Genomic DNA, 26,183 nt, shown 5'->3' on the forward strand with positions numbered 1-26,183 from the left:
GAACCCCGCCGCATGAACGATCGGAGCCGGATCCTCGCGGCCGTCGGCGCGACGGTCCTGCTGTTCGTCGCCGTCCAGATCGGTGCCCTGGCACTGGTCGAACCGTTCGACCAGTCGGGACGACAGGCCGTCGAGAACCCGCAGGATCCGACCAACAGCATCTTTTACGTCGGTATCATGCTCGTCGCAACCGCGCTGATGCTCGCCGCCTTCCGGTACGACCTCGAGGGGCTGATCAGACTCCTGCTGGTCGGTGTCAGCGTGACGATCTCGTGGTACGTCTTCGCCGAACTCGTGCCCGCCCTCGTCGAGCCGATCGCCCCGGCGGGCGTCGCGGACGCCCTCGCCGTCCTCGCCTCGCTGGCTGTCGGTGCCGCCCTGCTGTGGTATCCCGAGTGGTACGTCATCGACGGCGCGGGGATCGTGATGGGAGCCGGTGCCGCCGCCCTCTTCGGGATCAGCTTCGGGCTCCTGCCGGCCCTATTGTTGCTCTCGGTGCTGGCCGTCTACGACGCCATCAGCGTCTACGGCACCGAACACATGCTCGATCTCGCCGAGGGCGTGATGGACCTCAAGATTCCGGTCGTCCTCGTCGTGCCGACAACGCTGTCGTACTCCTATCTCGCGGCCGGCAGTGCCGAGGACGCCCTCGAGGACGAAAGCGCCGCCGACGGCGGCCAGCCGGTCGCCGAACCCGAGGACGCGGGGGGCGACGAAGCAGCTACCGTCGACGACGATGGGACAGCCACGACCGACGAGGCGGCCGGGGACGACGTCCTCGAGCGTGACGCCTTCTTCATCGGACTGGGCGACGCCGTCATCCCGACAGTGCTGGTCGCCAGCGCCGCGTCGTTCCTCGAGGCCGGGGCGATCGCGGTGCCGGGGCTCGCGCTGAACCTGGCGGCGCTTGGCGCGTCGCTGGGGACGATCGCCGGCTTGCTCGTCCTCATGTACATGGTGATCGAGGGGCGGGCCCACGCCGGCCTCCCGCTGTTGAACGGCGGGGCGATCGGGGGCTATCTGCTCGGCGCGCTCGCCAGCGGCGTCTCGATCGCGACTGCGGTCGGGTTCTGACCCCAGCCGTCCCACGACCTATCGGTCGACGACGGTGACGCCGCGAACCTCGAACCGAGCCCCGCCGTTTCGTCCCGACGTGACCCTGATCGACCAGCCGTGGGCGTCGACCACGTCGCTGACGATCGCCAACCCGAAACCCGAGCCGCCGGCGCTCGAGTAGCCACTCTCGAAGATCCGCTCGCGCTCGTCGGGCGGGATTCCGGGACCGTCGTCTTCGACGTAAAACCCGTCGTAGTCGGCCGCTTCGCCCGACCAGTCCGTGGGCCGCGTTCCGTCCTCGACCGCTTTCGCCGCCTCGTCGTCGCGGTCCCCGTCGGCGGCCGTCGACTCGAGGGCCCCGATCTCGATACGGGGGCCGTCTCCCCCGTGTTCGACGGCGTTCTGCTGAGCGTGCGAAGCAGGGTTCGTCGAGCCATGCTCGACGGCGTCCTGACGAGTGTGCGAGTCAGGGCTTGTCGAACCGTGTTCGACAGCGTTTCGAAACAGGTTCTCGAAGAGGTGGGCCAGAAGCGACGGATCGGCACGGATCACGACGTCGTCGACGACGTCGACGCTCGCGCCGTCCGTGCGGACGGTGGTCCAGGCAGTCTCGACGGCCCGCGAGAGCGCCAGGAGTTCGGTCTCCTCGACCGTATCGATCGTCGCGAGGAGCAACGCCTCGTTGATGATCGACTCCATGCGCTCGAGCGAGGCGCGCAACGGGTTTTCGTCGCTGTCGTCGCCGAGGTCGACGCCGTCGTCCAACTCGAGCATCTCCGCGTGTGCCAGCGCAACGGACAGCGGGTTCCGGAGGTCGTGAGAGAGCAGTGTGGCGAACGATTCCATCCGCTCGGCCTGTTCTCGCGTCCGCCGCTCGAGGAGTTTGCGCTCGGTGATGTCGACGTGCATGACGAGGACGAACCGCTCGCCGCCGTGGTCGTACGGTCTGGCATCCAGCAGGTACCAGCCGTCCTCGCCCGGCGTGTGGCAGGGGTACTCGAGGCGGAACGACTCGCTGTCGCCGGCGGCGATCGCGCGGATCCCGCGTGCAGTTTCGACTGCATCGGGATCGTCGCTCGCCTCACAGACCGCGAGGTAGTTACTCCCGACGCCACCCGCGCTCCGTGCTAGTCCCTGTTCCTCGCCGAACGATTCCCAGGACTCGTTCGTGTCGACGATCGTCCCCGACGCGTCGAGGATCGCGACGCGTGCGGGCAACGCGTCGAAGCCGGCCGCGACCAACGCATCCGTGCTTGGGCCACTCATACTGTCCACTGGACCGCGACCTACTTGAGCGGTGTTGCTAGTCGCCACTGGAAGTCGGTGCTGTAACGCCACCCGGACCGAGAACGGAGCAGCTCGTCCCCGTTGGCTTACCCGCCGTCGGGGAGCCGATAGGTCGGCCCGTCGTCGGCGTCCTGGACTTCGATCCCCAGCGCCGCGAGTTCGTCGCGCAGTTCGTCGGCGCGCTCGTAGTTGCCCGCCTCGCGTTCCCGCTCGCGGACCTCGAGGACGAGTTCGACCACGTCGCCGGCGAGTTCGGCCGAGCCGGTCGTCGACCCGTCGAAGGAGAGCCCGAGGACGCCGCCCAGTTCCTCGAGCGCCTCGACGGCCCGGCGGAGCCCGCGGTAGTCAGCTCCCTCGTCGCCTACCGCCTCGAGGTGGCGGTTGATCGCCGTCGCGACCGACAGCAGCGCGGACTGGGCTTCCCGGGTGTTGAAATCGTCGTTCATCGCGGTCCTGAAGGCCTCGCGGGCGTCGGCGACCGCCTCGCGCAGCGTCGGGTCCTCGGCCTTCGAACTCGCCGCGGGGGAGTCGAGCGTTTCGACGGCGGCCTCGTAGGCCCGCTCGAGTTGGTCCCAGCGCTCTTCGGCCTCGGCGATCGTCTCATCGGAGTAGAGCTGTTGGCTGTTGTAGGAGCCGGCGGTCAGGAAGGTCCGCATGACGTTTGTCCCCCAGCGGTCGATCGCCTCCGCGACGGTGACGAAGTTGCCCAGACTCGAGGACATCTTCTCCTCGTCCATCTGGAACAGTTCGCAGTGGAGCCAGTAGTTCGCGAACTGCTGGTCGGTCGCGGCCTCGGACTGGGCGATCTCGTTCTCGTGGTGGGGAAAGACCAGATCGCGGCCGCCGACGTGGATGTCCAGCGTCTCGCCGAGGTGGGTCATGCTCATCGCCGAACACTCGATGTGCCAGCCGGGCCGGCCCTCGCCCCACGGGGAGTCCCAGGTCAGGCCCTCGGGCGGGTCGCCGCCGTGGTCGACGCCCTCGTGGCGGTGTTCGGCGACGGCGTCGGGATCGACGCCGCCGGCCTTCCAGAGCGCGAAGTCCGCGGGGTGGCGCTTCTCCGAGCGCTCGTCCGGATCCCCCTGAGACTCGATCTCCGTCAGGTCCTGGTTCGAGAGCTTGCCGTACTCCTCGAAGCTCGTGACGTCGAAGTAGACCGACCCGTTGGACTCGTAGGCGTAGCCCTTCTCGATCAGCGTCTCGACGAGGTCGACGATCTCGGGGACGTGTTCGGAGACGCGCGGATAGACCTCCGCGCGCAGGAGGTTCAGCGAGCGCATGTCCTCGATCGTCCGCCGAACGTAGCTCTCGGCGACCTCGCTTTCGTCCGCGCCGAGGTCGTCCTCGCCGACGCGGGCGACGATCTTCTCGTTGACGTCGGTGAAGTTCTCGACGTGACGCACGTCGTAGCCGAGCTGCTCGAGCCAGCGGTGCATGACGTCGACGTGGACCCACGAGCGGGCGTGGCCCAGATGTGGCGGGTCCGAGACCGTCAGGCCACAGTAGTAGAGCAAGACGTTTTCGGGGTCCTGTGGCTCGAACGGCTCTTTTTCGCCCGTCAACGTGTTCGTCACGTGCAGGGTCATTGGGCTCACTTCCCCCGGACGACAGTTAAACGGTGTGATGCACCGCGAACGCGGCGGTTACCCGGGATCGAACTGTCGAGTCGGACAGGCGTCAATCGAGGTACTCGAGGTCACCGAAGCGCTCGCGGTTCATCGTCGTGACGACGAACCGGCGTAGCGTCTCGATCAGTTCCGCTTCCGTCTCGTAGGTCTCGATGCGCAGGTCCCATCGAGTCCGTGCCGACCGGATCATCTCGCTGGTCACGTTCGCCTCGCGAACGAAGACGATTCGGTCGCTTCCCGTCTCCGCGACGGCCTCGAGAATGCTCCCCGCCTCCTCGCCGACGCCGAAGTTGTGGCCGAGAAACGGCAGGACGAACGCGGTCGCGTTCGCACACCGCGTGTACTCGATGCTCTGGGTCACCGCATCGACCTCGTCCGTATCGATATCGACGTCGACCGCGAGGAACGCGTTCACCCCCGGATCCGCCCGGAGCGATCCCTGGACTCGACGCAGGAGCGCCTTCGCCTCGTCGATCTCGTCCTCGTTCCGGAAGAGCCGTTCAAAGGGGCTGGGCAGGTCTTCGACCGCCACGTCTTGCAGTTCCTCGTCGGTCAACACGTAGTTCAGGTTGAACGATTTGTACGGCCCCATCAGATAGCACAGAAACCGGTCGTACCCGACGGTTCCGAGCCGATCGGCGATGAGATCCCGGGTGATCTCCCGAGTCATACCTCGAGCGACTCGCGGGTAGTATATAAATAAGGGTGTTTTCAGCGAACGTTGGCTTGACAAAGACTAAAAACGGAGAGCGAGTAGGTCTCGGTACGATGGGGACGAAACACACTCGAGTCGACGACGCCCCGGACGATCCGGACGATCTCCTCCCGGAGCGAAGCGTCCTCTCCCTCGAGGAGTACCTCGAGATGCAGGCCGCGGTCGGGAACCGAACCCGGTTCGAGATCCTCTACCGACTCTCCCACGCGGACGAACTGACGCCGACGGAACTCGATTCGGTCATGGACGTCGACGACAGCACGCTCCACTACCACCTCGAGAAACTCCGGGACGTCGGTCTTATCGAGAAACGCGTTCGGACGGAACGGGACAGTAACGGTCTCTATACCTACTACAGGCCGACGGTCCTCGGCGAGGTCATTCTCGAACACGGGGTCGAAGAACTCCTCCGGCGCGAGTGGGACTTCGGCGAGGCCTACGACAGCAGCGCGGCCTGACTCCGGACTGTCGGGACCCGGTCAATCGGCCCGGACGTCGACTCGATCGAGCGCGTCTTCGACCGCCCGTAGCGCCGTCGCCCCCGCGCGTCGATCGACGACGAGGATCATCGTTCCGTCGGCGACGGCCGCGGCGTCCGGCGCGATCCCCTCGACGTCGAGTCGCTCGAGGGCGGCCCCTGTGGCGGCCGCGTCGACCTCGCCCGTCGCGACGATGGCCGTCGAATCGCCGCCGCAGGGGCCAAAGGCCGCGTCGCCGACGGTTACGAGCGCGTCGTCGCGGTCGGCCCCCTCCTCGAGTCGCCCAACGCCGCTTTCCATCCGCACGCGAACGTCGCGGGAGTCGGTCTCGTGGGCGGGCAACTCGTCGGCGTACCGGCGCAGCGCCGTCGCGATCGCGTCGGCTTCGCCCTCGATCGGAAGCGAGCGGGCCGCGGCGGTGTAGTTGACGACGCCGGCCCGCAGGGCGGTCCGGAGGAACGGACGGCGATCGACCGTCCGTCGCGTCTCGGCTGCCAGTGACATAGCGAGGACGGCGTCGCGAGCGATCATAAAGTCGCCGCCATCGCCGCTCGGACGGCTCGAGGCCGTTCCCCCAGTTTCGGGGAGAATCGATTCGTCCGACAGTATATACCGTTCCGGTCCCTTGGCTCTCCCATGAGCGAGTCCGAACCGGCTCAGTCCCCGGCCGACGCCGTCCGCGAAGACGTGTCGCTGTTCCTCCGCCGGAACTTCCCCCAGATCGAGGCCCACGGCGGCGAGTCCGCGATCACCGAGGTCGACCTCGAGGCGGGGCGCGTCTCGATCGCCCTGACCGGGGCCTGTAGCGGCTGTGGCGTCAGTTCGATGACGACGCAGGCGATCAAGCAACGACTGCCGGCCGAGATCGACGCGATCGACTACGTCGACGTCAGCACCGGGTTCGACGGCATGGCCAGTGGATCGTCGGGGCCCGACGTGCCCGACGACGTGCCGTTCTGAACCGGCCGCGCCACCGATCGCGACCGCGGCGCTTTTGCCGCGAGCGACCAACCCTCTCCTATGAAGCCAGCAGCCGTCGAGGACGTCATCGAATCGAACCTCGAGGACGCCGACGCCACGGTCACACACGCACGAGACGAGGGCGACGAGGACCACCTCGCCGCGACGGTCGTCTCGCCGGTCTTCGACGGGCTCCCGCTCGTCCAGCAACATCAGGAGGTCTACGACGCGCTGGGCGATCACATGACCACCGACATCCACGCCCTCGAACTGTCGACGTACACCCCGGAGGAGTACGACGACCTCGAGGGCGAATAGAGCGACCGACGCCTGTGCCGTCGTTCGACACGGCCTCGAACGGGCTCGCTGCAGGCACGCAGTCGAAGCCGACGGCTTTCACTCCGTGAAACGACTGCACGGGCCGATCCGGAAACGCGGATTGAAAACATCGGTCGGGGACGAATTATTTTCTGGACAATTATATCGTTCCACGCCGGTTATCGTGGGGTATGGCATCGACGATGGGCGAAACGGACGAATCGGTCACGATCGACGAACCGGACCTCGCGGGCGAAGCGCCGACCGAGGCGGGGTTCGGTCGCGTCCTCGTCGCGGTCGACGGCGAGACGCCCGCTGCGGTCGGGCGGGTCGCGATCGCGGAGGCCGCCCGACACGGCGCTCGAGTCGACGCGCTGTCGATCGTCCGCATGACCGCGTCCGTCGACGGCTGGGACATGCTTGTCGAGCGGCGGGAAGACAGCGCCGAGACGGCGCTCGAGGCGGTCGAGGACGTGTCCGTCGGCACCGATGTCACGGTCTCGAAACGGCTTCGATACGGCGATCCGGCCGAGGAGATCGCCCGCTACGCTGCCCACAACGACATCGATCTCGTTGTGATCGGCGAACCGACCCGGACCGGCCTCCGACGCTATCTCTCGCCGACCAGCGTCACCGACCGCGTCCGTCGGGCCTCGTCCGTTCCAGTGCTGACGGTCCCCGACGACTGACCGTTCCGCGTCTCCGCCGCTTCCATCCCCGCGCCGGCGTCCGTCGATTCGACCGCCTGCCGGTCACGCCCGTTGACCCGTGGATTTATTTCATCTCGGTGACGCTTCCATCATATGGAGACGCTTCATCCCCGCATCAGGCTTATCTGGATCGCCCGCGGCGCGATCGCGGCGGTCGTCCTCGCCGTCGCCCTCGTCGCCCTCGATCAGTGGCGAGTTACCGTCCCGCCGCTCGCGATCGCGGCCGTCGTCGCCGTTGCACTGGTTCTCGCCGTCGGCTACGCCGTCCGCCTCTACCAGGTCTGGCGGTTCGAACTGCAGGACGATGCCCTCTACCTCGAGCGCGGCGTCGTCACGTTCGTCGAGACCGCCGTTCCGTTCGTCCGCGTCCAGCACGTTGACACCCAGTTCGGTCCCGTCGAGCGGGCACTCGGCCTCTCGAGCGTCGTGGTCTATACCGCCGGCTCCCGGAACGCCGACGTTCGGATTCCGGGCCTGACGCCGGACCGGGCCCGCAGCCTACAGGAGACCCTCCGCGAACTGGCTATCGAGAGTGAGGGCGACGATGCCGTCTGAAACGAACCGACTACATCCCCTCAGCGCCGTGATGCTGGCGCTCCAGCACGGAGCAACCGGCTTCTCGGTCCCGGTCCTGCTCGTGGGGCTGGGCCCCAGCGTTCTCGATATCGATATCGGACCGCTACTGGCGTTGGTCCCGATCGGTCTCGTCGCCGGCGTCGGCTACGGCATCGCGTACTACTACCGATACACGTACGAAGTCACCGCGAGTACGTTCGACGTCTCCTCGGGTGTGTTCGCGCGCCGCTCCCGTGAGATCCCCTACCGGCGGATCCAGAACGTCGATAGCTCCCAGGGCCTCTTCCAGCGACTGTTCGGCCTCGCCGTCGTCTCGATCGAGACCGCCGGCGGCGGCGACACCGAAGCGACGCTCCGGTTCGTCAGCGAGGACGAGGCGGAGCGGCTCCGGTCGGAAATCCGCCGGCTGACGGCCGCCACGGGGGAGTCGACCGCCGACTCCGACCCCGACCCCGATCGGTCGGCATCGGACGAGCCGACCCCGTCCGAACGAACGCGCGAAAACCACTCATCAGGCGGTGGCGCACCGACGCTGTTATTCGACCTCGAGGTCCGGGACCTCCTGCTCTACGCGGTGACCTCGTTCCGGTGGGGTGCGGCCGTCTTTCCGATCGCGATACTCGTCTTCCTCGGCGGTGCCGACTCCGGATCGGGGCTCGTGCCCGCGTTCGTCATCGACGCCGCTCGTCCCTTCGGCGGGCCGGACACGCTCGAGGGCGCGGCGGTCGGCCCGCTTTTGATGTTGGCCGCGGTCACCGCCGTCCAGTGGTCGGTGTTCACCTACGTCTCGAGCGCGATCTATACGGTCGCGAACTACTACGGGTTCCGCCTCGGCCACGCGGGCGAAGACTTCGTCTACGAGCGCGGGTTGGTCCAGCGCTACAGCGGCTCGATCCCCGTCGAGAAGGTCCAGTCGGTTTCGGTCACCGAGAATCCGCTCCAGCGACTGGTCGGCTACGCCGGTCTCCGGGTCGAAACGGCGGGGTACGGCCCCGACAGCGGGAGCAGTAATCAGTCGGCCGTCCCGCTTGCCGGGACCGACCGCGTCTACCGCTTCGCCGAGACCCTCACCGGCGTCGAGACACCCGATTTCCGGAGTCCGCCGCGGCTGGCTCGTCGCCGATACTTCGTTCGGTATTCGATCGTCGCGGCCGTGATCGTCGCCGCCGCGATCGGTCTCTCACGGGTCTCGACGTTCGACCGCTGGTATCTCACCGCCGTCGTCTTCGTTGCTGTCCCGCCCGCCGCACACCTGAAATACGTCAATCTTGGCTACTTCGTGGGTGCGGACCACCTCGTGATCCGGAGCGGGTTCTGGAACCGCCAGACGACCGTGATCCCCTACTACCGGATTCAGACGGTCTCGACCCGGCGCTCGGTCTTCCAGCGTCGGCTCGGGCTCGCGTCGCTGGCCGTCGATACCGCCAGTTCGCGCACCTTCTCGTGGGGGTCGCCGACGATCTATGACATCGACCTCGAGACGGCCCGCGAGATCCACGACACCGGCCGGGAACGGCTCCAGTCGGCGCTACGCGAGCGCGCCCGCACGGACGACCTCGGCCTTTCGGTGGATTTTACGTGACTCGAGCCGACCCCTCGCGTATGGCAGACGGAGACGATTACCGAATCGAGGAGGACAGTCTCGGCGAGATGCAGGTGCCCGCGGACGCCTACTGGGGGGCACAGACCCAACGTGCGATCCAGAACTTCCCCATCTCGGGGATCACCTTCAGCCGGCGGTTCGTCCGCGGGCTCGGCGTCGTCAAGAAGGCCGCCGCACAGGCCAACCGCGACCTCGGGCTCGTCGACGACGACGTCGCCGAGGCGATCATCAAGGCCGCCGACGAGGTCATCGCCGGCGAACACGACGACCAGTTCCCGGTCGACATCTTCCAGACCGGTTCCGGCACGTCCTCGAACATGAACGCCAACGAGGTCATCGCCAACCGCGCCGCCGAGATCATGGGCTCGGAGATCGGCGACCGCGTCGTCCACCCCAACGACCACGTCAACTACGGCCAGTCGAGCAACGACGTCATCCCGACCGCGATGCACGTCGCCTCGCTCGAGGCAGTGGAGAAAGACGTCATTCCGGCACTGGACACGCTTCGTGAAGCGCTCGAGGAGAAAGAGGAGGAGTTCGACGACGTGATCAAGACCGGCCGCACGCACCTGCAGGACGCGACGCCGGTCACGCTCGGTCAGGAGTTTTCGGGCTACCGCACGCAGGTCGAGAAGGGGCTGGCCCGCGTCGACCAGGTCCGAGACCACCTCGGCGAACTGGCCCTCGGCGGGACCGCGACCGGGACCGGGCTCAACACGCACGAGGAGTTCCCCGGCCGCGCGGCCGAGTACATCACGAAAGAGACCGGCGTCCAGTTCCGCGAGGCCGACAACCACTTCGAGGCCCAGGCCGCCCACGACGCGATGAGCGAGGCCCACGGCGCGCTCCGGACCGTCGCCGGCTCGCTGAACAAGATCGCAAACGACCTCCGCCTGCTCGCGTCGGGTCCCCGTAACGGACTCGGCGAGATCGAACAGCCGGAGAACCAGCCAGGCTCCTCGATCATGCCCGGCAAGATCAACCCGGTCGTCGCCGAGGCCGTCAACCAGGTCCACAAGCAGGTCGTCGGCAACGACGCCGCCGTCTCCGCCGGCGCGGCCGAGGGCCAGATCGATCTGAACCTCTACAAGCCCGTGCTGGCCCACAACTTCCTCGAGTCGGCGGAACTCATCTCGAACGCGAGCCAGGTCTTCGGCGAGCGGTTCGTCCGCGAACTCGAGGCCAACGAAGAGTACTGCGAAGAGCGCGTCGAGCAGTCGATGGCGATGGCAACCTCGCTGAACGTCCACATCGGCTACGACAAGGCAAGCGAGGTCGCCAAGACCGCGCTCAAGGAGGACAAGACCGTTCGAGAAGTGGTCCTCGAGAAGGGGTATCTCGACGAGGAGGAAGCCGACGAAGTCCTCGACCCACGCAAGATGGCCGAGCGCGGTATTCTCGGGCAGGACGACTGAACCGACAGTACGCTTTCGGTCAGTGATCGACCGGCTCGAGGTGGCCCTGATCGAGGGGGTCTTCGATGTCGCCCATCACCGCCTCGAGCAGGTCGGTCACGGTCACGAGGCCGACGACCTCGCCGTCTTCGATGACTAGAGCGAGTTCCTGATTCTCGGCCTGAAACTGGTCGACCGCGTCGCTGACGTCCGCGTCGGGCGAGAGCGTCATCGGCGGCGCTGCAAGCTCCTCGAAGTCGACGGTGCCGTCGGCCAGTTCCTCGCGGTGTCTGACGAAAACCGGCGTGTAGACGATCCCACGGAAGTCGGTCAGTTCCTCACCGACTAGGGGATACCGCGTCTGCGGTCGCTCCTCCATCTTTCGGAAGTTCTCCTCGGGTTCGTCTTCGGTCGACAGCACGACGATCTCCTCGGGGGGCACGAGCAGTTCGCCGATCGACTGCTCGCCGATCCGGAGCGCGTTCATCACCTCCTCGCGACGTTCCTCGGAGAGATCGCCCTCCTGCAGGATCGAGCCCAGCCGGTTTCGCAGGTCGGCGCGGGACTCGATGACGTCCTCCTCGGTCTCGAGCCACGCACCTGTCATCTCGATGCCGAAGAGTTTGAGCGTCAGCTTCGCGATCCCGTCGCCGATCGAGATGACCGGCGAGATGATGCGATAAAACCAGTACAGCGGCGTCGCGCCGTACCGACAGACCATCCGCGAGCGCTCGACGCCGAGATACGTCGGCGTCTGTTCGCCGTGGGTCAGGTGGACGAGGTTGATGATGAGGAAGGCGAGGATCGCCCCGCTGCCGACCGTCGCCAGTACCGTGTTCTCGAACAGCGGCTCGAAGATCGCAGCTAGCGCGGGTTCGGCGACGATCCCGACCGCGATACTCGAGGCAGTAATCCCGACCTGACACGTGGTGAGATAGAGTTCGAGGTCGTCGGTCATCGCCCACGCCCGCTCGAGTTTGGGGTCGTCACCGACGAACTCCTCCTCCGTGAACTGTCTCGCTCGAGTCAGTCCGAACTCGATGGCGACGAAGAAGGCGTTGGCCAGGATGAGCAAGACGCCTGCGAACAGTCGCCCACCGATGACGAACGAGTTCATCACCGCAGTGTTGGATCGCCGGACACAAATCCGTCGGGGAGAATCACCGTCCCGTCCTACCACGAGGCCGGTTCGAGGGCGATCCCGCCCCTCGTGATCGGTTACCAGCCGGGACGCGAGTGAGCCGTCGGTCCACACTGTTCCCCGCGTCGAGCTACCAGCGACCGGAACACTCGATGCCGAGTAAACACGGATTCCGACCGTTCTTTCTTCCCGACCAGTCGACCCCAAATCGGGATAGAGAGGCCGAATCAGGGCCGTCTCCGCCGGAATAAAAGAACCCAAGCAGTTTTTGCGGAGGCTCGCATCAGGAAAAATATGCACACCTGTCGAAACTGTAATCAGTCGTTCCAGACCGAGCTTGCCCTCGAGTTACACCGGGATACGTGCGAAGATGGCCAGCTCCTCTGTGAGGTATGCGGGGAGCGATTCCAGGAGGGGTCGGCGACCCAGGACGGCTGGCACTACGAGTGCCCTAACGAGGACTGTGACGGCGACGGACTACAAGAGGACCTCTATCGCGTCGACGACGTCCGAGCCGCGACCCACTGATACCGACTCACGTCTCGTCTACTGACGGCGGGGGCGACCACGGACTCTGCCCCCGATACGTCACCCTTGTTCTTCGCAGTTGCTCTCCCCTCTCGCCCCTACGCGTCGTAGCTCGTTTCGAGGTAGTCGATCAGTTCGCGAACGATCGACGGTTCGAACGTCCAGAAGCCGGCGTACTCGCCGGGGTCGCGTTCTTCGGCGACCAGGGCACCGCAGTGCCTGCCGTCCTCGCCGCCGTCGAAGACGACGAACCAGAACGCGCCGAGTTCCCCGCCGGAGCCGGTGACGACCGAGACGCCCTCGAGCGGCGTCGACCACTCCCCCGCCAGAAACACCGTCACGTCGATCGAATCGCGGGCACCGAACCGCTCGTAGACCCCCGTCTGGGCCCGCAACGCCGCCGGCCGCTGGAAGCCAGCGTACAGCCGGCCGGCACCGACCCGCCACGCCCGCTCTTCGATCTCGCGGGAGGTCGCGAGCAACTGGTCGCGGGTCGCGGACGCAAACAGCGTGTTCTCGAGGAAGTCGAACAGGTAAGCGGGATCGGGCCCGGCGTCGGCCAACTCCCACGGCGGATGGTCCGTCGGCGAGAGGATCGCCTCGAACCCCTCGAGCCCCAGCGCGCCCCGAAACGCGCCCTCGGCGTCCCGGACGATCACGAAGCCGGTCCCGTCGAGTAGCCCCAGCGGGCGATGTGTCACCTCGGCGGTTCGCGTCTCGAACCCGCGACGGAGCGCCGTCACGACCGACTCGTCGTCGGTGTAGATCTCGAGGGTCTTGTACCGTTGATTCACCGCCTCGAAGGCGTCTCGGAGCGACCGCATCGTCATCACTCGACGGCCCGGAGACAGTCGAGGATCGACTCCGGGATCGACGTCTCGGTGACGTCGCCGGACTCCCTGTCGAACGCGAGCAGGCCCATGTCCTCGAGCCGCGGTAGCGTCTCGTGGTACAACTGGATCCTGATCCGGTCGCGATCGGCCGGCGACGCGATCGTCCCGTCGGCGCTGGCGGCCACGCCGGCGATCACGTCCGCGAGTTCCTCGACCGCTGGCGATGGCTGCTGGTGGCAGTAGACGATCGTCGCTCGAGCGGTCGGGGACGCAAGCAGCCGGAACACGTCATCGACCGGTCGGTCGTCGACCGCCGAACTGAGCGCAAACGGATCGAGTTCGGCACGGTCGCCACCCATCGTTCTATGTGATCTATGTTAACGTCGGTCATATACTTATCCCTCGTGAGCCCCGTTACTCGGGCCCGATCTCCTCGCCCGTGCGGACGATCTCCGTTGCAGTTCCGTTCCCGACTATGGCCTCGAGGAAGAGAACGTACGCGTCGCGGCGATGCCGAACTGCACTTCGGGCAGCGACAGCGTCGTCCTCTCGCCGACGCTCTCGGTCGTTGCAAACTCACCGCCGCTTTCCCATGTTTTAATCGGGTCGTCCCCTCAGGATAGGTATGGAACGGCTCACGCCGCGAGTGCGGGTCGTCTGGCTGGCCCTTGCGCTGGTTCGGGCCGCGATCTTCGGTGGGATCGTCGTCGGTGCCGCGATCGGGGTCACCCGGACCGATCTCTGGGCGGGCGCGCCGGACGTCCTCGTGCCGGCCGCCGTCGCGATCGCCGTCGTCCTCGCTGTCCTCCGGGTCGTCGTCGCCTGGCTTCGCTACGGTGTCTGGCGGTTCGAACTCCGGGACGACGACCTCTACATCGAGCGCGGCGTCTTTACACGCGTCAGAACCGTCGTCCCCTACGTCCGGGTCCAGCACGTCGACTCCCGGCGCTCGCCGCTCGAGCGGACGACCGGGCTCGCGACGGTCGTGGTCTACACGGCCGGCTCCCGGAGTTCGGACGTCGCGATCCCCGGGCTGACGCCGGCCCGTGCGGAATCGCTTCAGGAGTCGCTTCGGGGTCTCGCGATCGAGAGCGAGGGTGAAGACGCCGTATGAGATCGCTGCATCCCGCGTCGATCGCCGTCCGCTCGCTGTCGCGGAGTCTCAACACTGGCTTCCTGTTTTTCGTCGTGGGAGTCGTCGTCTCGCCCGGCGGGAACGGGATCGATCTCCTGTCGGTGTTCGGTCTCGTCGCGGTCGGGATCGTCGTCGGCATCGTCTACGAGTTCGCCTACTACCAGCGGTTCCGGTACGACCTGACCGACGATACGTTCGACGTCACCTCCGGCGTCCTCGCGCGTCGGGACCGCGAACTCCCGCTCGGTCGGATCCAGAACGTCGACATCAGACAGAACGTCCTCGGTCGCGTCCTCGGCATCGCCGCCGTCCACATCGAGACCGCCGGCGGCGGTCAGACCGAAGTCAGCCTCGAGTACGTCTCGGAGGACGAGGCCCATCGGCTCAGGCGACAGCTCCGGCGTGGCGCGAGCGGGGGCAAACCGGCCGATGACGGCCTCGAGGCGGGCGAACTCCCCACAGCGGCCGACTCCGGCCCTGCCGACGAAGAACTCCTGTTCGAGATTCGCCCGCGGGAACTCGTGATTCTGAGCGTCTTCACCATCGACCCCGGGGCGAGTCTGCTCGGCGGTATCGCGCTGTCTTTTGCCAGCGGGTTCGATCCCGCGACGCTGATACCCGGGGATCGCATCGGCTGGCTTCCGGGCCCCGAAACGGGTCCGCTCGTCCTCGTGTGGGGCCTCCTCCTGTTCCTGCTCGCCGCCTGGGTCGTCAGCGCGGTGCTGACGTTCACCCGATACTACGGGTTCCGGCTCACCCGCGCCGACGACGAACTCTACTACGAGCGCGGACTCTTGCAGCGCTACAGCGGGACGATCCCGCTCGAGAAGGTCCAGGCGCTGACGATTTCAAAGTCGATTCCGTTCCGCTGGTTCGGGTATGCCGCCCTCAGCGTCGAGACGGCCGGCTACGCGCCCGGTCAGTCCGACTCCCGGGGCACCGAGTCCGCGATCCCGCTTGCCGATGCCGACCGGGTGAACGAACTCGCACGCGCGATCGAACCTTTCGGCCCGGTCGACCTCGAGTCGCCGCCCCGCCGTGCGCGCGAGCGGTACGCGATCCGGTACCTGCTCGTCGTCGCCGCCGTCGTCGCGATTGCGGCGCTGGTGGCGCGGTACACGGGAGTCCTCGGCCGGTGGTACCTGCTGGCCGCCCTCGCCGTCCTCGTCCCGCCCGCCGCACACCTGAAGTGGACCAGCCGGGGCTACCAGGTCGACGACCGATATTTCCTCACACGAACCGGCTTCTGGCGGCGCACCACCAAGGTCGTCCCCTACTACCGAGTACAGGCCGTCCTCCACCAGGCGACGATCTTCCAGCGCCGGCGGAACCTCGCCAGCGTCACCGCCGACACCGCGAGTTCAGCCTCGTTGCTCGGCCGGGCCGCGACCGCCCACGACATCGACGACCAACGGGGCCTCGAGCTACAGGCCGACCTCGAGGAACGACTCCAGGAACGACTGCGGGAACGCAAACGCCAGCGGACGGTCGGCCAGTGGTTCCGAGAGGCCGACGACGGGGACTCGAGCGACGAAGACAGCTGAAGCGTCTGAAAACAGAGTGTGGTGAGTTGCGATATCTGATAGCGTAGGCGTTGGAAATCGATATTCCACTTGGACCACTTTGCTAGGTTTGTATCGCGGTATTCAGTTTATTCTATTTGAATAATTGTTGTGGGCTTGCCTAATTACCAGCAGTACCGTTACGTACCCATATCTAAAAACATAAATGAAGGGGAAAGATAAATAAATCATGGGAGAGCGCCTTCACGGGAACGAATGGTTCGAGATCCGTGAGCAGGTATTGGAGCGCGATAACTGGACCTGTAGAAACTGCAGTGATGAGAGTAATTTAGTTGTCCACCATGTGGTCCCGATTAGTGACCGGGGTACGAATCGATTACAGAACCTCGTTACACTCTGTAGGGAGTGTCATCGCGCAGCCCACGGTCACCAGCAAAATACTACCGCGACTGGAAAAACTCGTTCGCCGACTCGGAGGGTGTTTTCCACCGATGAACTGTCCGACCTTTGCCGAACTATCTCACATCCACTTTCTATGGCAGTCGTCGCAACGATCTCGAAAACCGGAATTGGTATTGGCGAACTCTGCAACGTCGATATGGGCGATATAGACTTTGCCAGCGATTCAGGCATCACCACTCCGTTTGCTGGTCCGGGGATCCGAGTTCGGTATGGTGGAGATATTCCGTACAATAACCGGCGAGAACGGAGCCATGAAACAGTGGTTCCGATCGATACCGAATTAGAAGTACTTCTCCGACGCTGGATCGCGATCCGTCCTGACCCCGACCAGACGGACGCCCTCTTTCTCGAGACGAAAGGGAACTGGGGAAATCGAATCCAACCCTCGACTGTCCGGTATATATTCGAGAAAATAGGGCGAGAAAACGGCTGCTATTCTCAAAATGACCAACTGGAGAACTTCACTCCAGTTGCGTTGCGGTATTTCTTCGAAGAGCGCTTTCAGGGCCGACCACAGCATCGTGACTACATTCTCGGTCGACTTGATCGTTCGGAGATCGATCTTTCCACTCTCGAGAACGATTACCGGGCGTCTATCTTTCGACTATTCAGCGATGGTCCGTGAGCGAATAAATTCGATCGAGATACGTTTCGCGAACCCGATCCCCCCAGTTGTGGGTGTAGGTGTCGATTATGTCACTCGCAACGTCCCCGCGTAGATATTTAACTATCCCACGGTCACCGGTCCGGTCCCGCAGATGAGTGGTGAAGAAGTGCCGGAAATAATGCGGTGTCACGTTTTCTGCTGCCCCACCACCGGTACGGAACCAGCCGTAGTCCCTTGTATACTGTTCGACGATATGATGGACCGTATCGATCGTGAGCCGCTTGCCCCATCGTTCGACGGTTCCGACGAACAGCGGTTCACTTCGAGACATCGCTTCCGGTCGGATAGCGAGCCATCGAACCAGCGCAGTTTCGAGTTCGGAGTCGATCGGAATGATCGTTTCTCGTTTACGCTTATTTGATGCTTTCCGGATTATTCCTCCGGATTCTTGAGCGTACGTGTGTTCAGCGGAGATATACAGTGAATTCGATTCATCACTGATCTGTGCCCGTGGATTCCATGATCTCGCCTCGTGGTTGAGATGCAAATCGATCAGATCGATGTTACAGAGTTCGCCGGATCGGATCCCCGTTTTTAGCATCGTCAGTATGACCGCTCGATGCAGCGGATGGCGAACGGTTGCGACGAAATTACGCATCTCTTCGAGTGAAACGTCCCGACGGGAGGGGTTCGATTCGATCGATTCGGACATCTCCTCTAGTACAAGCTCCATCGGGTTCTCATCGTGTCGTCCAACCCGTACTAGATAGCTGTAGAACCGGTTCAGGTACGACGCATAGCTTGCAACGGTGCTTTCGGCATATTCCGAACGCAGTTCGTGTGTGAAGGCCATACAGTCCCTGTAGCTCGCCTCAGCCGGTGCTTTGCCGAACCGCTCGTCGAGAAACTCATCGAATTCGAAGAGGACGCGCCGATAGGCTGCGGCGGTCCGCTCGTTACGACCGTGGTGTTCGATATCCTCGAGGAAATACTCGATCGGTTCGGATCCGTCAGTCATTGGTAGCCCGAACGTAACCGCCATCCCGTCCGCTGTACCGGATGAGGTTTTCGTCCTGAAGTTCGCCTAATGCAGTATCGACTTCGTTCTCGATATCGTCGATCAGTTCATCTACTAACTCGTCCCAGTCGAGGACGGCTTCCCGTTCGATCGCTTCGAGGATTCGTTCCTGCAGATCGTCGGTATCCGTCTGTGTTCGGGTACGGTCCCCTGCTTCCGTCTCGGTATCGATACCATTCAGCGACGGAATATCGAAATCGCGCCGACCCGCTTGCACCATCGTCCGGACGAATTCACTTTGACTCATGTCGAGTTCGTCAGCGTGGTCGGCCCATTCCTCCTTTTGGTATCGTGGAACGTACGTTTTCACTGCAGTTCGATCGTCGTCTGCCATACGCTCGAGATCGAATCGCTGTCACTTCAATCTATCCTATATTCACAAATAAGGATATTTATTTGTGTGTCTGCTACCGTCAAAGCGCCGCCCTCTCGAGATTAGTTGTCTATATGGGACTACTCTCGGACAGTGAATAGTAATAGATACACAAATAATATTTACCGAGGGTCGGATCGACTCCAGTGGTCAGCAGCAAAGTCATCGGAACCACAACCATGTTTCTCAGCTCTGACCCTGGGGGTAACGCCCTCGAAACACAGGTCCTCGAATTACTGGAATCCGACACGTACTCCTGAGACGAACTCCTCGAGGCGGTCGCCGACGACATCGAGTCGCGACTGGACGAGACCCTCGAGGAGTTACAGGCGGCCAACCGGATTCGATACAGCGGTCGCCACGGCGGATACACGGTCGTCGACGGTGATGGCGATGGCGACTGAACCGACCGCCGAGGCCCCCGAGGACGTGACCGACCCCATCGCGTACTTCCTCGACGACCAACGGTACCACGGCAAGAGCGAGCGCACCCTCGAGGCCTACGACCGGGTGTTGCGCCGGTTCGAGTCCTTTCTCCTCGAGCGGTTCGATACCGATGCGACCGGCGCGGCGGGGCGTCGGGAGTGTATGGCCTGGATTCACTCGCTGCGCGGCGAGTTCGAATCCAGTACGATCGCGACCTACGCCTCCTATCTCAACCGGTTTTACGAGTACATGACCCGCGTCGGTGTCTTCGACGACAACCCGATGGCACTGGTCATGGAGGAGTTGTCCGAGTCGATCGAGACGAACCCCACGCGGCGGGACATTTCGATCGCCGAAATGCGGTCGTTCGTCGACGGGATCGCCCACCCGCTCGAGCGGGCCGTCGTCGTCACCCTCTTGAAGACCGGGATGCGGGTCGGCGAACTGTGTAACCTCGATCTGCGGGATCTCCACCTCGAGACGCCCCCAGTCGACCTCGAGTGGACCCCGCGGGTCGGCCTCGAGCAGCGGCCGGCGTCGCTGTTCGTGTCGTCGGAGCCGGCCCGCGGCACCACAGTCAACGGCGAGGAGCGGACGGCCTCGAACAAGCGAAAGCGCGAGACGGTCGTCCCCGTCGACGAGGAACTTCGCCGGGTCCTGTGTGAGTGGCTGGCGATCCGACCGGACGCAGTCTCGCCGGCGCGACTGCTCTTTCTCGACACTCGCGATTCCTGGGGCCAGCGGCTCACGCCGTCGGACGTCCGCTATATCGTCGAGAAACACGCTCGAGAACGGGGCTGGTACCGAACCGGCGGCGGGACCGAGGAGAACGTGACGCCACACTACTTCCGGCATTTCTTCACCACCCATCTGCGGGACCGAACCGGCGATCGCGGGATCGTCCAGTATCTCCGGGGCGACGTCGCTGGCGACGTGATCGACACCTACACCCACAACTGGGGCGATCGAGTCCGCGAGACGTATCTCGACAGTATCTATTCCGTCACTGGTCGAGAGTCGAGTGCCGGCGTATGAGTGATCGGCAAATCCGTTTTAGTCGCTCATATCGCTGGATATCGGCATTTCGGCGTTACAAGTCTTGACTTGATCGGGACTCTAAGTCGAATAACAACTACTGTAGTACTCAAATAGCCTGGTTCGAACCAGTCATGTATATCGTATATCGCTATACTGATTTGCCACCCTCGGTGGGACCATCGTGTCCCGCGGTTTGGTCACGAGAAGGGATCGTCTCATTGCTTCAGTAGCCGTTTCCGACGCTCGAGTCACCCCGGCCGAAAATGAGGTGATTATTTCACCCTCGCTAACACGACGACTGGTATGGCCCGCCGACGGACGATTGCCCTCCTTGCCGGCCTGGTCCTCCTCAGTGGACTCTCCGTGGTCGGCGGTGCGATGATCGACGCACCGCCGACGCTGACGGTCGAGAACGATGACAATACGACGTATCGAGTGACCGCCTACACTGCCGAGAACAGAGAGACGGCGTTGCTCATGAACTTCGCAGTCACTACCGAGGACGGCGAGCGACGGCTCACGATGCTCTCCCAGTTAGTCTGGCCAGAGGGGTTCCGAAACGCGACGCTGGTCGACGACGGCATTCCGACGCAGCAAATCACCGTCGAGCCGGGTGACGAGGTGACGACGACCGTCGACGGATGGACGCCGGGCAACGTCACGGTCTACCTCGTCGAAGACCTCGACGATAACGAGACGCACGTCCAGACGACCATCAAAAGCTGTACTCGGCGACAACAGGAACACAGTCTGACGCTCGAGGAAGACGGTGCCGCCGGCTCCTCGACCTGCGCATCCAACATCGGCTTGTTGCTTCCCTGATCGAATCGGCCGAGAGTGTCCGGGTTCGTCGCTGGAGAACGAATCGAACTGCACGCCTCGAACGGCCGCAGTGTGTACGAAGCCCACCTGATAGCTTACTCGCCGTGTCGACTGGCCGTTGCCGCGTTCCCCGCGTTACCGATCAGAACGGCGATCGAGACGGCTTGCACGGGTGCGACGACAGCGGTACTCAGGAATCCGCCCGCAACCGGGACCTGTGCGAGCGCCCAGGACGTGAATCCGAACAGGACGATGAGCAGGAGGACGGGCCATCGACGACCTCGAGGTTCCCGTACGCTCTTGCCGAGCGCTGTCGCGAGCGACTGGCCGACCACCAAAAAGCCGGGGAAGAGAAAGAGGTGGATTCCGACGAGGGCAGCGACGACGATCGCTAGCGCACCGAGGGGAAGACTCCCGATCTCGAGGGATGGAGACCCGAACAGCTGTGGGAGAAGCGAGATCACCAAGAGGAGTCCGAGATACCGAGCGAGCGAATCGAGACGCCGTTCAGCGTTCAGAGCGCGCGTAATCGTCACCCAGCCGGCGATACCGAGCGCCAGTACGACGAGCAATTCGAGGGCGACAGCGCCGACGAGATACGGCAACTGGAAGTCGATGAACGCACCAATACGTCTGATCGTTCGGGGGGTTCCTTGCGGGATGATCGAATACTGGACGCTGATCATCTGTCCGAGCGAGTCCGGCGTCGTTGCCGGAAGGGGGTCCCACTGACGGAGCAAGTCGGCGAGCGCGACGAGTACGCCGGCGACCGCGTACGGGACGACGAGTACCGGATCGCGGCGGATGCGGACAATCGTTGCTCGCAAGATGGCTCCGGCCCGTAGTCCGGGTGGTTTCGTCGACGCCGAGGGGTCGGCGGTCGGATCGTCGCCCGGTTCGACAGTCATGTCGCTTCCTCCAAGGCGATGACCCGCTTCCGATTGGCAGCGTAGAGAACGCCGTCACCGACGATCGGGGTCGAAAGCGGAACTTGCGACGGCTGGTACTCGAACCGCTGCTCGCCGGAGGCGGCGTCGATGGCGACCAGCGAAAACCCCGACTGGACCGCGTACACGACGCCGTCAGCTACGACCGGCGATGTCTTCCCGTCGAACGGTGCTGTCCACAACGGCTCCCCCGTCTCGAGGTCGTATGCGTGCATCGACCCCTGTTCGTCGGCGAAGAAGACGGTCTCGTCGGCCACCGCCGGTACGCTCTCGGTGATGTTTCCGTCGTGGGTCCGCTTCCACAGGCGATCCCCGCTGGTCGCGTCGAGCAACCGGATATCGTTGCGAGTTGGGACGACGATTCCCGAATCGGTCGCTACGGGTGCGAGAACCGTTTGTTCGTCGAGTTTTCGCTGCCAGCGCGTTGCTCCCGTTTCGGCGTCGTAAGCGGTCACCTGCCAGGGCCAGTTCGTCACGAAGACGAGCCCATCCATCACGGCGGGCCTGTTGAACGCGGCGCTCACCTTGTCGTCCTCGTGATGAGTGTTGCGCCACAGAACTCGGCCGTCGTCCGGATCGAGCGCCGCGATCGAATTCGTTCCGGGGATCGGGGTGTAGATCGTCCCGTCGGCGGCGACCGGGGTTGCCGGATCGGCGGGGCCGAAGAAGCCAGGACCGGGCGACTGCGGCCCCGCCCATCGCTCGGTGCCGACCGATCGATTCAGCAACGGAACGTCCAGGCCACCTCCGGCGTTCATCCCGAAGACGCCGGAGGGTGCGGTCACTGCGAGCGTATCGGTGTCGTAGACCGACGTTCGGGCACGGGCGAGACTCGACTGATACGGACCGGGCTCGCCGAACCGCCGGGCTCCCGTGTCGGCGTCCAGCGCGAGCAGGCCGTTCCCCGCGGCGTAGATCGTATCGTCCCGACGAATCGGCGGGGCCGTCCCGCGAAACCAGTCGGTCGTGTCGTGTTCCCAACCGACCTCGACACCGTCTTTCGGTCCGACTGCAGCGGGATTGTGTCCGGTTCCGGCGGAGTCGTACCGGTTCATCGGCCACTCGACAGTGGCCGCCGAATCGGACTCCCTGCCGCTGGTACCGAACGCGACGATCGAACCGGCGACCGTGAGTCCGACCGCTTCGAGAACCCGGCGTCTAGAGGGGACCATTACGACGACCCTTCGGCGGGGCGTGTATAATTCTTGACGGTATCCGTTCGAAAAGACCGGCGGAACGGATCTATCGCTTTGCTCGACCCCACGCCGAACGCGAGACGGTTCGCTTGGACCGATGCTGAACGAGGCGGCCGAGCGGCACCTCCCCGGACGCTACTGACCGACAGCGAGTTCGGTCTCGAGATCCTTTCCGTTCAACAACGAGCGGACGAACGCGACCGTCTCGGTCGTCTCGGCGGTGTTTTCCAGCAACACGGTTTCGCTGGGGAACAGTTGCTCGCCGAGCAGGAGGCCGTGATCGCGTGCGGTCGAGCCGGTCACGGTCAGGTAGACACCGAGGCCCGTCTCCGCGATCGCTGCCTCCTCTTCGCGACCCTCCTCGGGGTAGCGAAACTCGATGCCCTCGAGCGCTCGGGTTCCAAGCACTGCCTGGACGAGCCGTTCGTATCGCGGTTCGATACAGAGGGGTCCTTCGTACGCCTCGAGGAAGTCCCGATCGAGCGAGCCGGAAGAGGGTGCGACATCGGGCGTCGCCAGCAGCGTGTGATAGACGGTATCGCCCATTCCGGTGACGACCTGCACGTCGGTATCCGCGGGGTTGATCCGGGCGTTGATGTCGGCGATCCGGTTCAGCGGCTCCGCTCGGAGTTCGACGACCTCCTCGAGAACCAGATCGGCACTGTCGAACCCGAGGGCGAACTCGTGAGTCCGGAGCGACCGGAACGGTTCCTCGCGACCCACGAGTTGGATCGCCGCGCCGTCGGGTGCGCTCTCGACGTGGGAAAGCGGGATCGTGACGCTATCGAAGACGATCCGACGGGGCTTGCCGGCACGGTCGTCACGCAAGAGCGTGTATTCGGGCGCGGTCGGATCGTCGACGGTGCTGTAGGCGGCGAGACGATGGTAAACGTCCTCCTCGTCGGGGTCGATCGTCCCCTTCGTGAGCGCCTTTTCGTGGCGAAGCGTCGACGTGATATCGTCCGCGAGGTCGGGAACGTCGAGCCGGTCGGCCAGTCGATCCAGTACCGACTCGAGCGGTCGTCCCTTTCGCGGCACAGCGATCGGTATCGTCTCGCCCATCGAGCGACTGTCGACCGGCGACGGATAAACGAGTTGTGTTTCCGAGGCGAGACGCCGTCAGTCCGAGAACATCGACCCGAGCTGGTCGCGCCACTCCTGAATGTCGGTCACGTCCGCACGCACCGTCTCGACGTCGTCCGCGAGGTCCTCGATATCGTCCTCGAGATCCTCGACGTCGTCTTCGACGGACTCCACGTCATCCTCGACCTCGTCGACATCGTCTTCGATGGAGTCCACGTCGTCCTCCACGGCTTCGAGACCGTCCGCAACCGTCTCGACCTCGTCGTCGACGGACTCGATCTCGGCTTCCACGTCCGCGAGGTCGGCCTCGAGGTCCTCGACGTCGTCGTCGACGGCGTTTACCTCGGACTGGAGATCGCCGTTCCAGTCGCTGAGATCGTCGACATCTGCAGCGACCTCGTCGACCCGCGAGGTGGTCCCCTCGAGTCGGTCGTCGACGGACTCGATCTCGGCTTCCAGCGCTTCGAGATCGGACTGGAGGTCCTCGATGAGCTGTGCCCCCGTCCCGTTCTCCTCGAGGAACGTCTCGAGGGCGTCGGTGTAGGCGGCCACTTCCTCGACACGGGACTGGAGGTGATCGACTTTCGCGATCTCGGCACCCGTGGGCTCGACGTCGAGTTCGGTACGGATCGCCTCGAGATCGTCGTCGTCGACGGTGCCCTCGCGGATCTCGGTCGCGAGCCGGGTGGCGACGGAGCCGGTGAACTCCGGTGCCGGATTCGGGGCGGCGTCGGCCGTCGCGGCGGCGTCCTCGACCGGTGGCTCGTCTTCGATCCCGGCCGTCACACCGGTCTCGTCGGCTGTCGAGTCGGCGTCGCCCTCGGGCTCGGATTCGGTGGCCGGCTGTGTCTCGGGCTCCGGCTGGGACTCCGCCTCGAGATCGGTGTCGTCGGTCGCTTCGCCGTCGGGTTCCTCATCCGTGTCCGCCTCGAGGTCACTGTCGGCAGTGGTTTCAGCGTCGGACTCAGCAACGGATTCGTCATCGGCCGCGTCGGAGTCCGGTTCCGCGTCGGCTTCCGCCGATGCCTCGATCGCGTCGTCGGATTCCTCTGCCGCCGTGGCTTCGTCGACGTCGTCACCCGCCGTCTCGTCGGCCTCGGTCGCAGCGTCGGACTCGGACGGGGCAGCATCGTCCGCCGCCAGATCGATTTCGGGCGCGTCGCCGGCATCGTCTTCCTCGGCCACATCGTCAGCATCGCCTTCGTCGGCATCGTCGTCGATGTCGAGTTCGATCGCGGCGTCGTCGTCGGCTGCCGTCTTGTCGTCGGCTTCGGCAGCCGCTTCGGTCGCGGTGTCGGCCGCAGGGCTCGAGTCGTCGGCCTCGTCGCCGAGATCGAGATCGACGCTGGGCTCGTCCGATCCGTCCGCCGCCGCATCGTCTTCGTCCGCCTCGCTGTCGATCTCGAGGTCCTCGTCGGTCCCTAACTCGATCCCGCCCTCGTCGGCCCCGATCGAAAGGCCGGCATCGTCGTCAGCAGCCGTGTCCTCGTCGGGCTCGGGGATCTCCTCGTCGTCGAAGCCGAGATCGATATCCGGCGTTTCCTCCGTCTCCTCGTCATCGTCCGTATCGGCCGTCTCCGGCTCGGGATCGACGTTCTCGAGGTCGAGGTCTAGCCCCGCCGACTCGTCGTCCTCCGCCTCGGCGTCGGCGGATTCGGCGTCGGTTTCGGCGGCCGTTGTGGTCGTCTCGTCGGCCACGTTCTCCTCTTCGTCCTCGAGTCCCGGTACCGAGTCGGAGTCGCCGGAGATCATGTCCTTGACGGCCTGATTGCGGTCCTCCGAGACGATGTTGCCGATGACTTCGTCGTCGACCTCGTCGGCCGTGTCGGCGGCGTCGTCGCGGGCGCTGAGATCGGCGATCGCGGGCTCCCCGAGAAACGCCGTCGCGCGACTCTCGTCCTCGAGTTGGATACCGTAGACAGTCAGGAGCGTCTCGTCGGGCTCGAGGGTGGCCGTGAACTCGACGTGGTGGTCCTGATAGGCGGTCCACTCGTCGCTGTGGTAGTCGGGATGGAACCCGACCTTGTCCATCGGGAACGATTCGGGGATGTCCTCGGAGAGTTGGAACGTGACCGGCTCGTCGCGGTCCGATTCGATCTCGAACCGGATCGCGGGGACGGGGAACTCGTCCGCTGCGAACGTCTTCCGGACGGTTACCCCATCGGCACTGACCTCGATCACGTCGTCCGTATCGGCGGTGCTACTCATATGGGACCAACGTTACCATACCATTATTATAAAACGTGCGGACGGTCCGGCGGCCGG

Annotated in this window: 27 protein-coding genes and 2 pseudogenes; 16 read left to right on the forward strand and 13 right to left on the reverse strand. The window is 64.5% G+C overall.

Features of this window, described 5'->3' with window-relative positions; all coding sequences use genetic code 11:
* Positions 1 to 12 precede the first annotated feature (12 nt).
* Positions 13 to 1,074 carry a presenilin family intramembrane aspartyl protease PSH gene (locus NATPE_RS10805; protein ID WP_006180891.1) on the forward strand — a complete coding sequence of 354 codons (1,062 nt, stop codon included), beginning with the start codon at positions 13 to 15 and terminating at the stop codon, positions 1,072 to 1,074.
* Between the two features lie 18 nt (positions 1,075 to 1,092).
* Here the strand turns inward: NATPE_RS10805 and NATPE_RS10810 are convergent, their stop codons facing one another.
* The 3 genes from NATPE_RS10810 to NATPE_RS10820 form a co-directional block, all read right to left on the reverse strand.
* On the reverse strand, positions 1,093 to 2,322 hold the full coding sequence (locus tag NATPE_RS10810) for a PAS domain-containing sensor histidine kinase (RefSeq protein ID WP_015299045.1): 1,230 nt from the start codon (positions 2,320 to 2,322) through the stop codon (positions 1,093 to 1,095).
* 107 nt (positions 2,323 to 2,429) lie between these two features.
* Positions 2,430 to 3,929 (reverse strand): cysteine--tRNA ligase, encoded by a 1,500-nt coding sequence (gene cysS, locus NATPE_RS10815; RefSeq protein ID WP_006180889.1) that lies wholly within the window; start codon positions 3,927 to 3,929, stop codon positions 2,430 to 2,432.
* Positions 3,930 to 4,020: 91 nt separating this feature from the next.
* Positions 4,021 to 4,641, reverse strand: a complete 621-nt coding sequence (locus tag NATPE_RS10820) for a DUF7509 family protein (RefSeq protein ID WP_006180888.1) — start codon at positions 4,639 to 4,641, stop codon at positions 4,021 to 4,023.
* 98 nt (positions 4,642 to 4,739) lie between these two features.
* Between NATPE_RS10820 and NATPE_RS10825 the strand changes: the two genes are divergently transcribed.
* Complete coding sequence (locus NATPE_RS10825; RefSeq protein ID WP_006180887.1) at positions 4,740 to 5,144, forward strand: winged helix-turn-helix domain-containing protein; 405 nt, start codon at positions 4,740 to 4,742, stop codon at positions 5,142 to 5,144.
* Positions 5,145 to 5,165: 21 nt separating this feature from the next.
* Here the strand turns inward: NATPE_RS10825 and NATPE_RS10830 are convergent, their stop codons facing one another.
* Positions 5,166 to 5,696 (reverse strand): DUF7523 family protein, encoded by a 531-nt coding sequence (locus NATPE_RS10830; protein WP_006180886.1) that lies wholly within the window; start codon positions 5,694 to 5,696, stop codon positions 5,166 to 5,168.
* Positions 5,697 to 5,801: 105 nt separating this feature from the next.
* On the opposite strand from NATPE_RS10830, the gene NATPE_RS10835 reads away from it, so the two are divergent.
* From NATPE_RS10835 to NATPE_RS10860, 6 genes are all read left to right on the forward strand, one after another.
* Positions 5,802 to 6,125 carry a NifU family protein gene (locus NATPE_RS10835; protein ID WP_006180885.1) on the forward strand — a complete coding sequence of 108 codons (324 nt, stop codon included), beginning with the start codon at positions 5,802 to 5,804 and terminating at the stop codon, positions 6,123 to 6,125.
* Between the two features lie 60 nt (positions 6,126 to 6,185).
* Positions 6,186 to 6,443, forward strand: coding sequence for a BolA family protein (locus NATPE_RS10840; protein ID WP_006180884.1), 258 nt, complete (start codon positions 6,186 to 6,188; stop codon positions 6,441 to 6,443).
* A gap of 191 nt (positions 6,444 to 6,634) precedes the next feature.
* Positions 6,635 to 7,132 (forward strand): universal stress protein, encoded by a 498-nt coding sequence (locus NATPE_RS10845; protein WP_006180883.1) that lies wholly within the window; start codon positions 6,635 to 6,637, stop codon positions 7,130 to 7,132.
* A gap of 114 nt (positions 7,133 to 7,246) precedes the next feature.
* Positions 7,247 to 7,708: a PH domain-containing protein gene (locus NATPE_RS10850; RefSeq protein WP_006180882.1), complete on the forward strand. Its 462-nt coding sequence runs from the start codon at positions 7,247 to 7,249 to the stop codon at positions 7,706 to 7,708.
* A gap of 31 nt (positions 7,709 to 7,739) precedes the next feature.
* Positions 7,740 to 9,311: a PH domain-containing protein gene (locus tag NATPE_RS10855; protein ID WP_015299047.1), complete on the forward strand. Its 1,572-nt coding sequence runs from the start codon at positions 7,740 to 7,742 to the stop codon at positions 9,309 to 9,311.
* Between the two features lie 20 nt (positions 9,312 to 9,331).
* The gene (locus NATPE_RS10860) at positions 9,332 to 10,747 is read left to right on the forward strand and encodes a class II fumarate hydratase (RefSeq protein WP_006180880.1); all 1,416 of its coding nucleotides are present in this window, start codon (positions 9,332 to 9,334) and stop codon (positions 10,745 to 10,747) included.
* A 19-nt stretch (positions 10,748 to 10,766) separates the two neighbouring features.
* Here NATPE_RS10860 and NATPE_RS10865 read toward each other — a convergent pair whose 3' ends face one another.
* The gene (locus NATPE_RS10865; RefSeq protein WP_006180879.1) at positions 10,767 to 11,843 is read right to left on the reverse strand and encodes a CNNM domain-containing protein; all 1,077 of its coding nucleotides are present in this window, start codon (positions 11,841 to 11,843) and stop codon (positions 10,767 to 10,769) included.
* A 318-nt stretch (positions 11,844 to 12,161) separates the two neighbouring features.
* On the opposite strand from NATPE_RS10865, the gene NATPE_RS10870 reads away from it, so the two are divergent.
* Positions 12,162 to 12,395 carry an HVO_2901 family zinc finger protein gene (locus tag NATPE_RS10870; protein ID WP_006180878.1) on the forward strand — a complete coding sequence of 78 codons (234 nt, stop codon included), beginning with the start codon at positions 12,162 to 12,164 and terminating at the stop codon, positions 12,393 to 12,395.
* 98 nt (positions 12,396 to 12,493) lie between these two features.
* On the opposite strand, the gene NATPE_RS10875 is transcribed toward NATPE_RS10870, so the two are convergent.
* On the reverse strand, positions 12,494 to 13,225 hold the full coding sequence (locus tag NATPE_RS10875) for a DICT sensory domain-containing protein (protein ID WP_006180877.1): 732 nt from the start codon (positions 13,223 to 13,225) through the stop codon (positions 12,494 to 12,496).
* The gene (locus NATPE_RS10880) at positions 13,225 to 13,587 is read right to left on the reverse strand and encodes a DUF7344 domain-containing protein (RefSeq protein WP_006180876.1); all 363 of its coding nucleotides are present in this window, start codon (positions 13,585 to 13,587) and stop codon (positions 13,225 to 13,227) included. The genes NATPE_RS10875 and NATPE_RS10880 overlap by 1 nt, the downstream gene beginning before the upstream one ends.
* 266 nt (positions 13,588 to 13,853) lie before the next feature.
* Between NATPE_RS10880 and NATPE_RS10885 the strand changes: the two genes are divergently transcribed.
* From NATPE_RS10885 to NATPE_RS23370, 4 genes and pseudogenes are all read left to right on the forward strand, one after another.
* The gene (locus NATPE_RS10885; protein WP_006180875.1) at positions 13,854 to 14,342 is read left to right on the forward strand and encodes a PH domain-containing protein; all 489 of its coding nucleotides are present in this window, start codon (positions 13,854 to 13,856) and stop codon (positions 14,340 to 14,342) included.
* Complete coding sequence (locus tag NATPE_RS10890) at positions 14,339 to 15,907, forward strand: PH domain-containing protein (protein WP_006180874.1); 1,569 nt, start codon at positions 14,339 to 14,341, stop codon at positions 15,905 to 15,907. Before NATPE_RS10885 ends, NATPE_RS10890 begins: the two co-directional genes overlap by 4 nt.
* Before the next feature lie 208 nt (positions 15,908 to 16,115).
* Positions 16,116 to 16,298, forward strand: a pseudogene (locus tag NATPE_RS23475) (HNH endonuclease); the annotation flags it as partial.
* Between the two features lie 123 nt (positions 16,299 to 16,421).
* Positions 16,422 to 16,973 (forward strand): tyrosine-type recombinase/integrase, encoded by a 552-nt coding sequence (locus NATPE_RS23370; protein WP_241432735.1) that lies wholly within the window; start codon positions 16,422 to 16,424, stop codon positions 16,971 to 16,973.
* On the opposite strand, the gene NATPE_RS10900 is transcribed toward NATPE_RS23370, so the two are convergent.
* Positions 16,957 to 17,973, reverse strand: coding sequence for a tyrosine-type recombinase/integrase (locus NATPE_RS10900; protein ID WP_006180872.1), 1,017 nt, complete (start codon positions 17,971 to 17,973; stop codon positions 16,957 to 16,959). The two genes, NATPE_RS23370 and NATPE_RS10900, sit on opposite strands and share 17 nt — an antisense overlap.
* Complete coding sequence (locus NATPE_RS10905) at positions 17,966 to 18,367, reverse strand: DUF5805 domain-containing protein (protein ID WP_006180871.1); 402 nt, start codon at positions 18,365 to 18,367, stop codon at positions 17,966 to 17,968. Before NATPE_RS10905 ends, NATPE_RS10900 begins: the two co-directional genes overlap by 8 nt.
* A 230-nt stretch (positions 18,368 to 18,597) precedes the next feature.
* Here NATPE_RS10905 and NATPE_RS23055 point away from each other — a divergent pair.
* The 3 genes and pseudogenes from NATPE_RS23055 to NATPE_RS10915 all read left to right on the forward strand — a co-directional run.
* Positions 18,598 to 18,810 (forward strand): annotated as a pseudogene (locus NATPE_RS23055) (DUF5805 domain-containing protein); the annotation flags it as partial.
* Positions 18,800 to 19,867 (forward strand): tyrosine-type recombinase/integrase, encoded by a 1,068-nt coding sequence (locus NATPE_RS10910; RefSeq protein ID WP_049804874.1) that lies wholly within the window; start codon positions 18,800 to 18,802, stop codon positions 19,865 to 19,867. The pseudogene NATPE_RS23055 and the gene NATPE_RS10910, both read left to right, overlap by 11 nt.
* Positions 19,868 to 20,173: 306 nt before the next feature.
* Entirely contained in the window at positions 20,174 to 20,692 is a 519-nt protein-coding gene (locus tag NATPE_RS10915; RefSeq protein ID WP_006180869.1) for a hypothetical protein, read from the forward strand.
* A 95-nt stretch (positions 20,693 to 20,787) separates the two neighbouring features.
* On the opposite strand, the gene NATPE_RS10920 is transcribed toward NATPE_RS10915, so the two are convergent.
* From NATPE_RS10920 to NATPE_RS10935, 4 genes are all read right to left on the reverse strand, one after another.
* Entirely contained in the window at positions 20,788 to 21,600 is an 813-nt protein-coding gene (locus NATPE_RS10920) for a hypothetical protein (protein ID WP_006180868.1), read from the reverse strand.
* Positions 21,597 to 22,811, reverse strand: coding sequence for a PQQ-binding-like beta-propeller repeat protein (locus NATPE_RS10925; RefSeq protein ID WP_006180867.1), 1,215 nt, complete (start codon positions 22,809 to 22,811; stop codon positions 21,597 to 21,599). The genes NATPE_RS10920 and NATPE_RS10925 overlap by 4 nt, the downstream gene beginning before the upstream one ends.
* A gap of 159 nt (positions 22,812 to 22,970) precedes the next feature.
* On the reverse strand, positions 22,971 to 23,897 hold the full coding sequence (locus NATPE_RS10930) for a hypothetical protein (protein ID WP_006180866.1): 927 nt from the start codon (positions 23,895 to 23,897) through the stop codon (positions 22,971 to 22,973).
* 57 nt (positions 23,898 to 23,954) lie between these two features.
* Positions 23,955 to 26,126, reverse strand: coding sequence for a hypothetical protein (locus NATPE_RS10935; protein ID WP_006180865.1), 2,172 nt, complete (start codon positions 26,124 to 26,126; stop codon positions 23,955 to 23,957).
* Positions 26,127 to 26,183: the final 57 nt, after the last annotated feature.

The organism is Natrinema pellirubrum DSM 15624 (genome assembly GCF_000230735.2).
Classification (GTDB): domain Archaea; phylum Halobacteriota; class Halobacteria; order Halobacteriales; family Natrialbaceae; genus Natrinema; species Natrinema pellirubrum.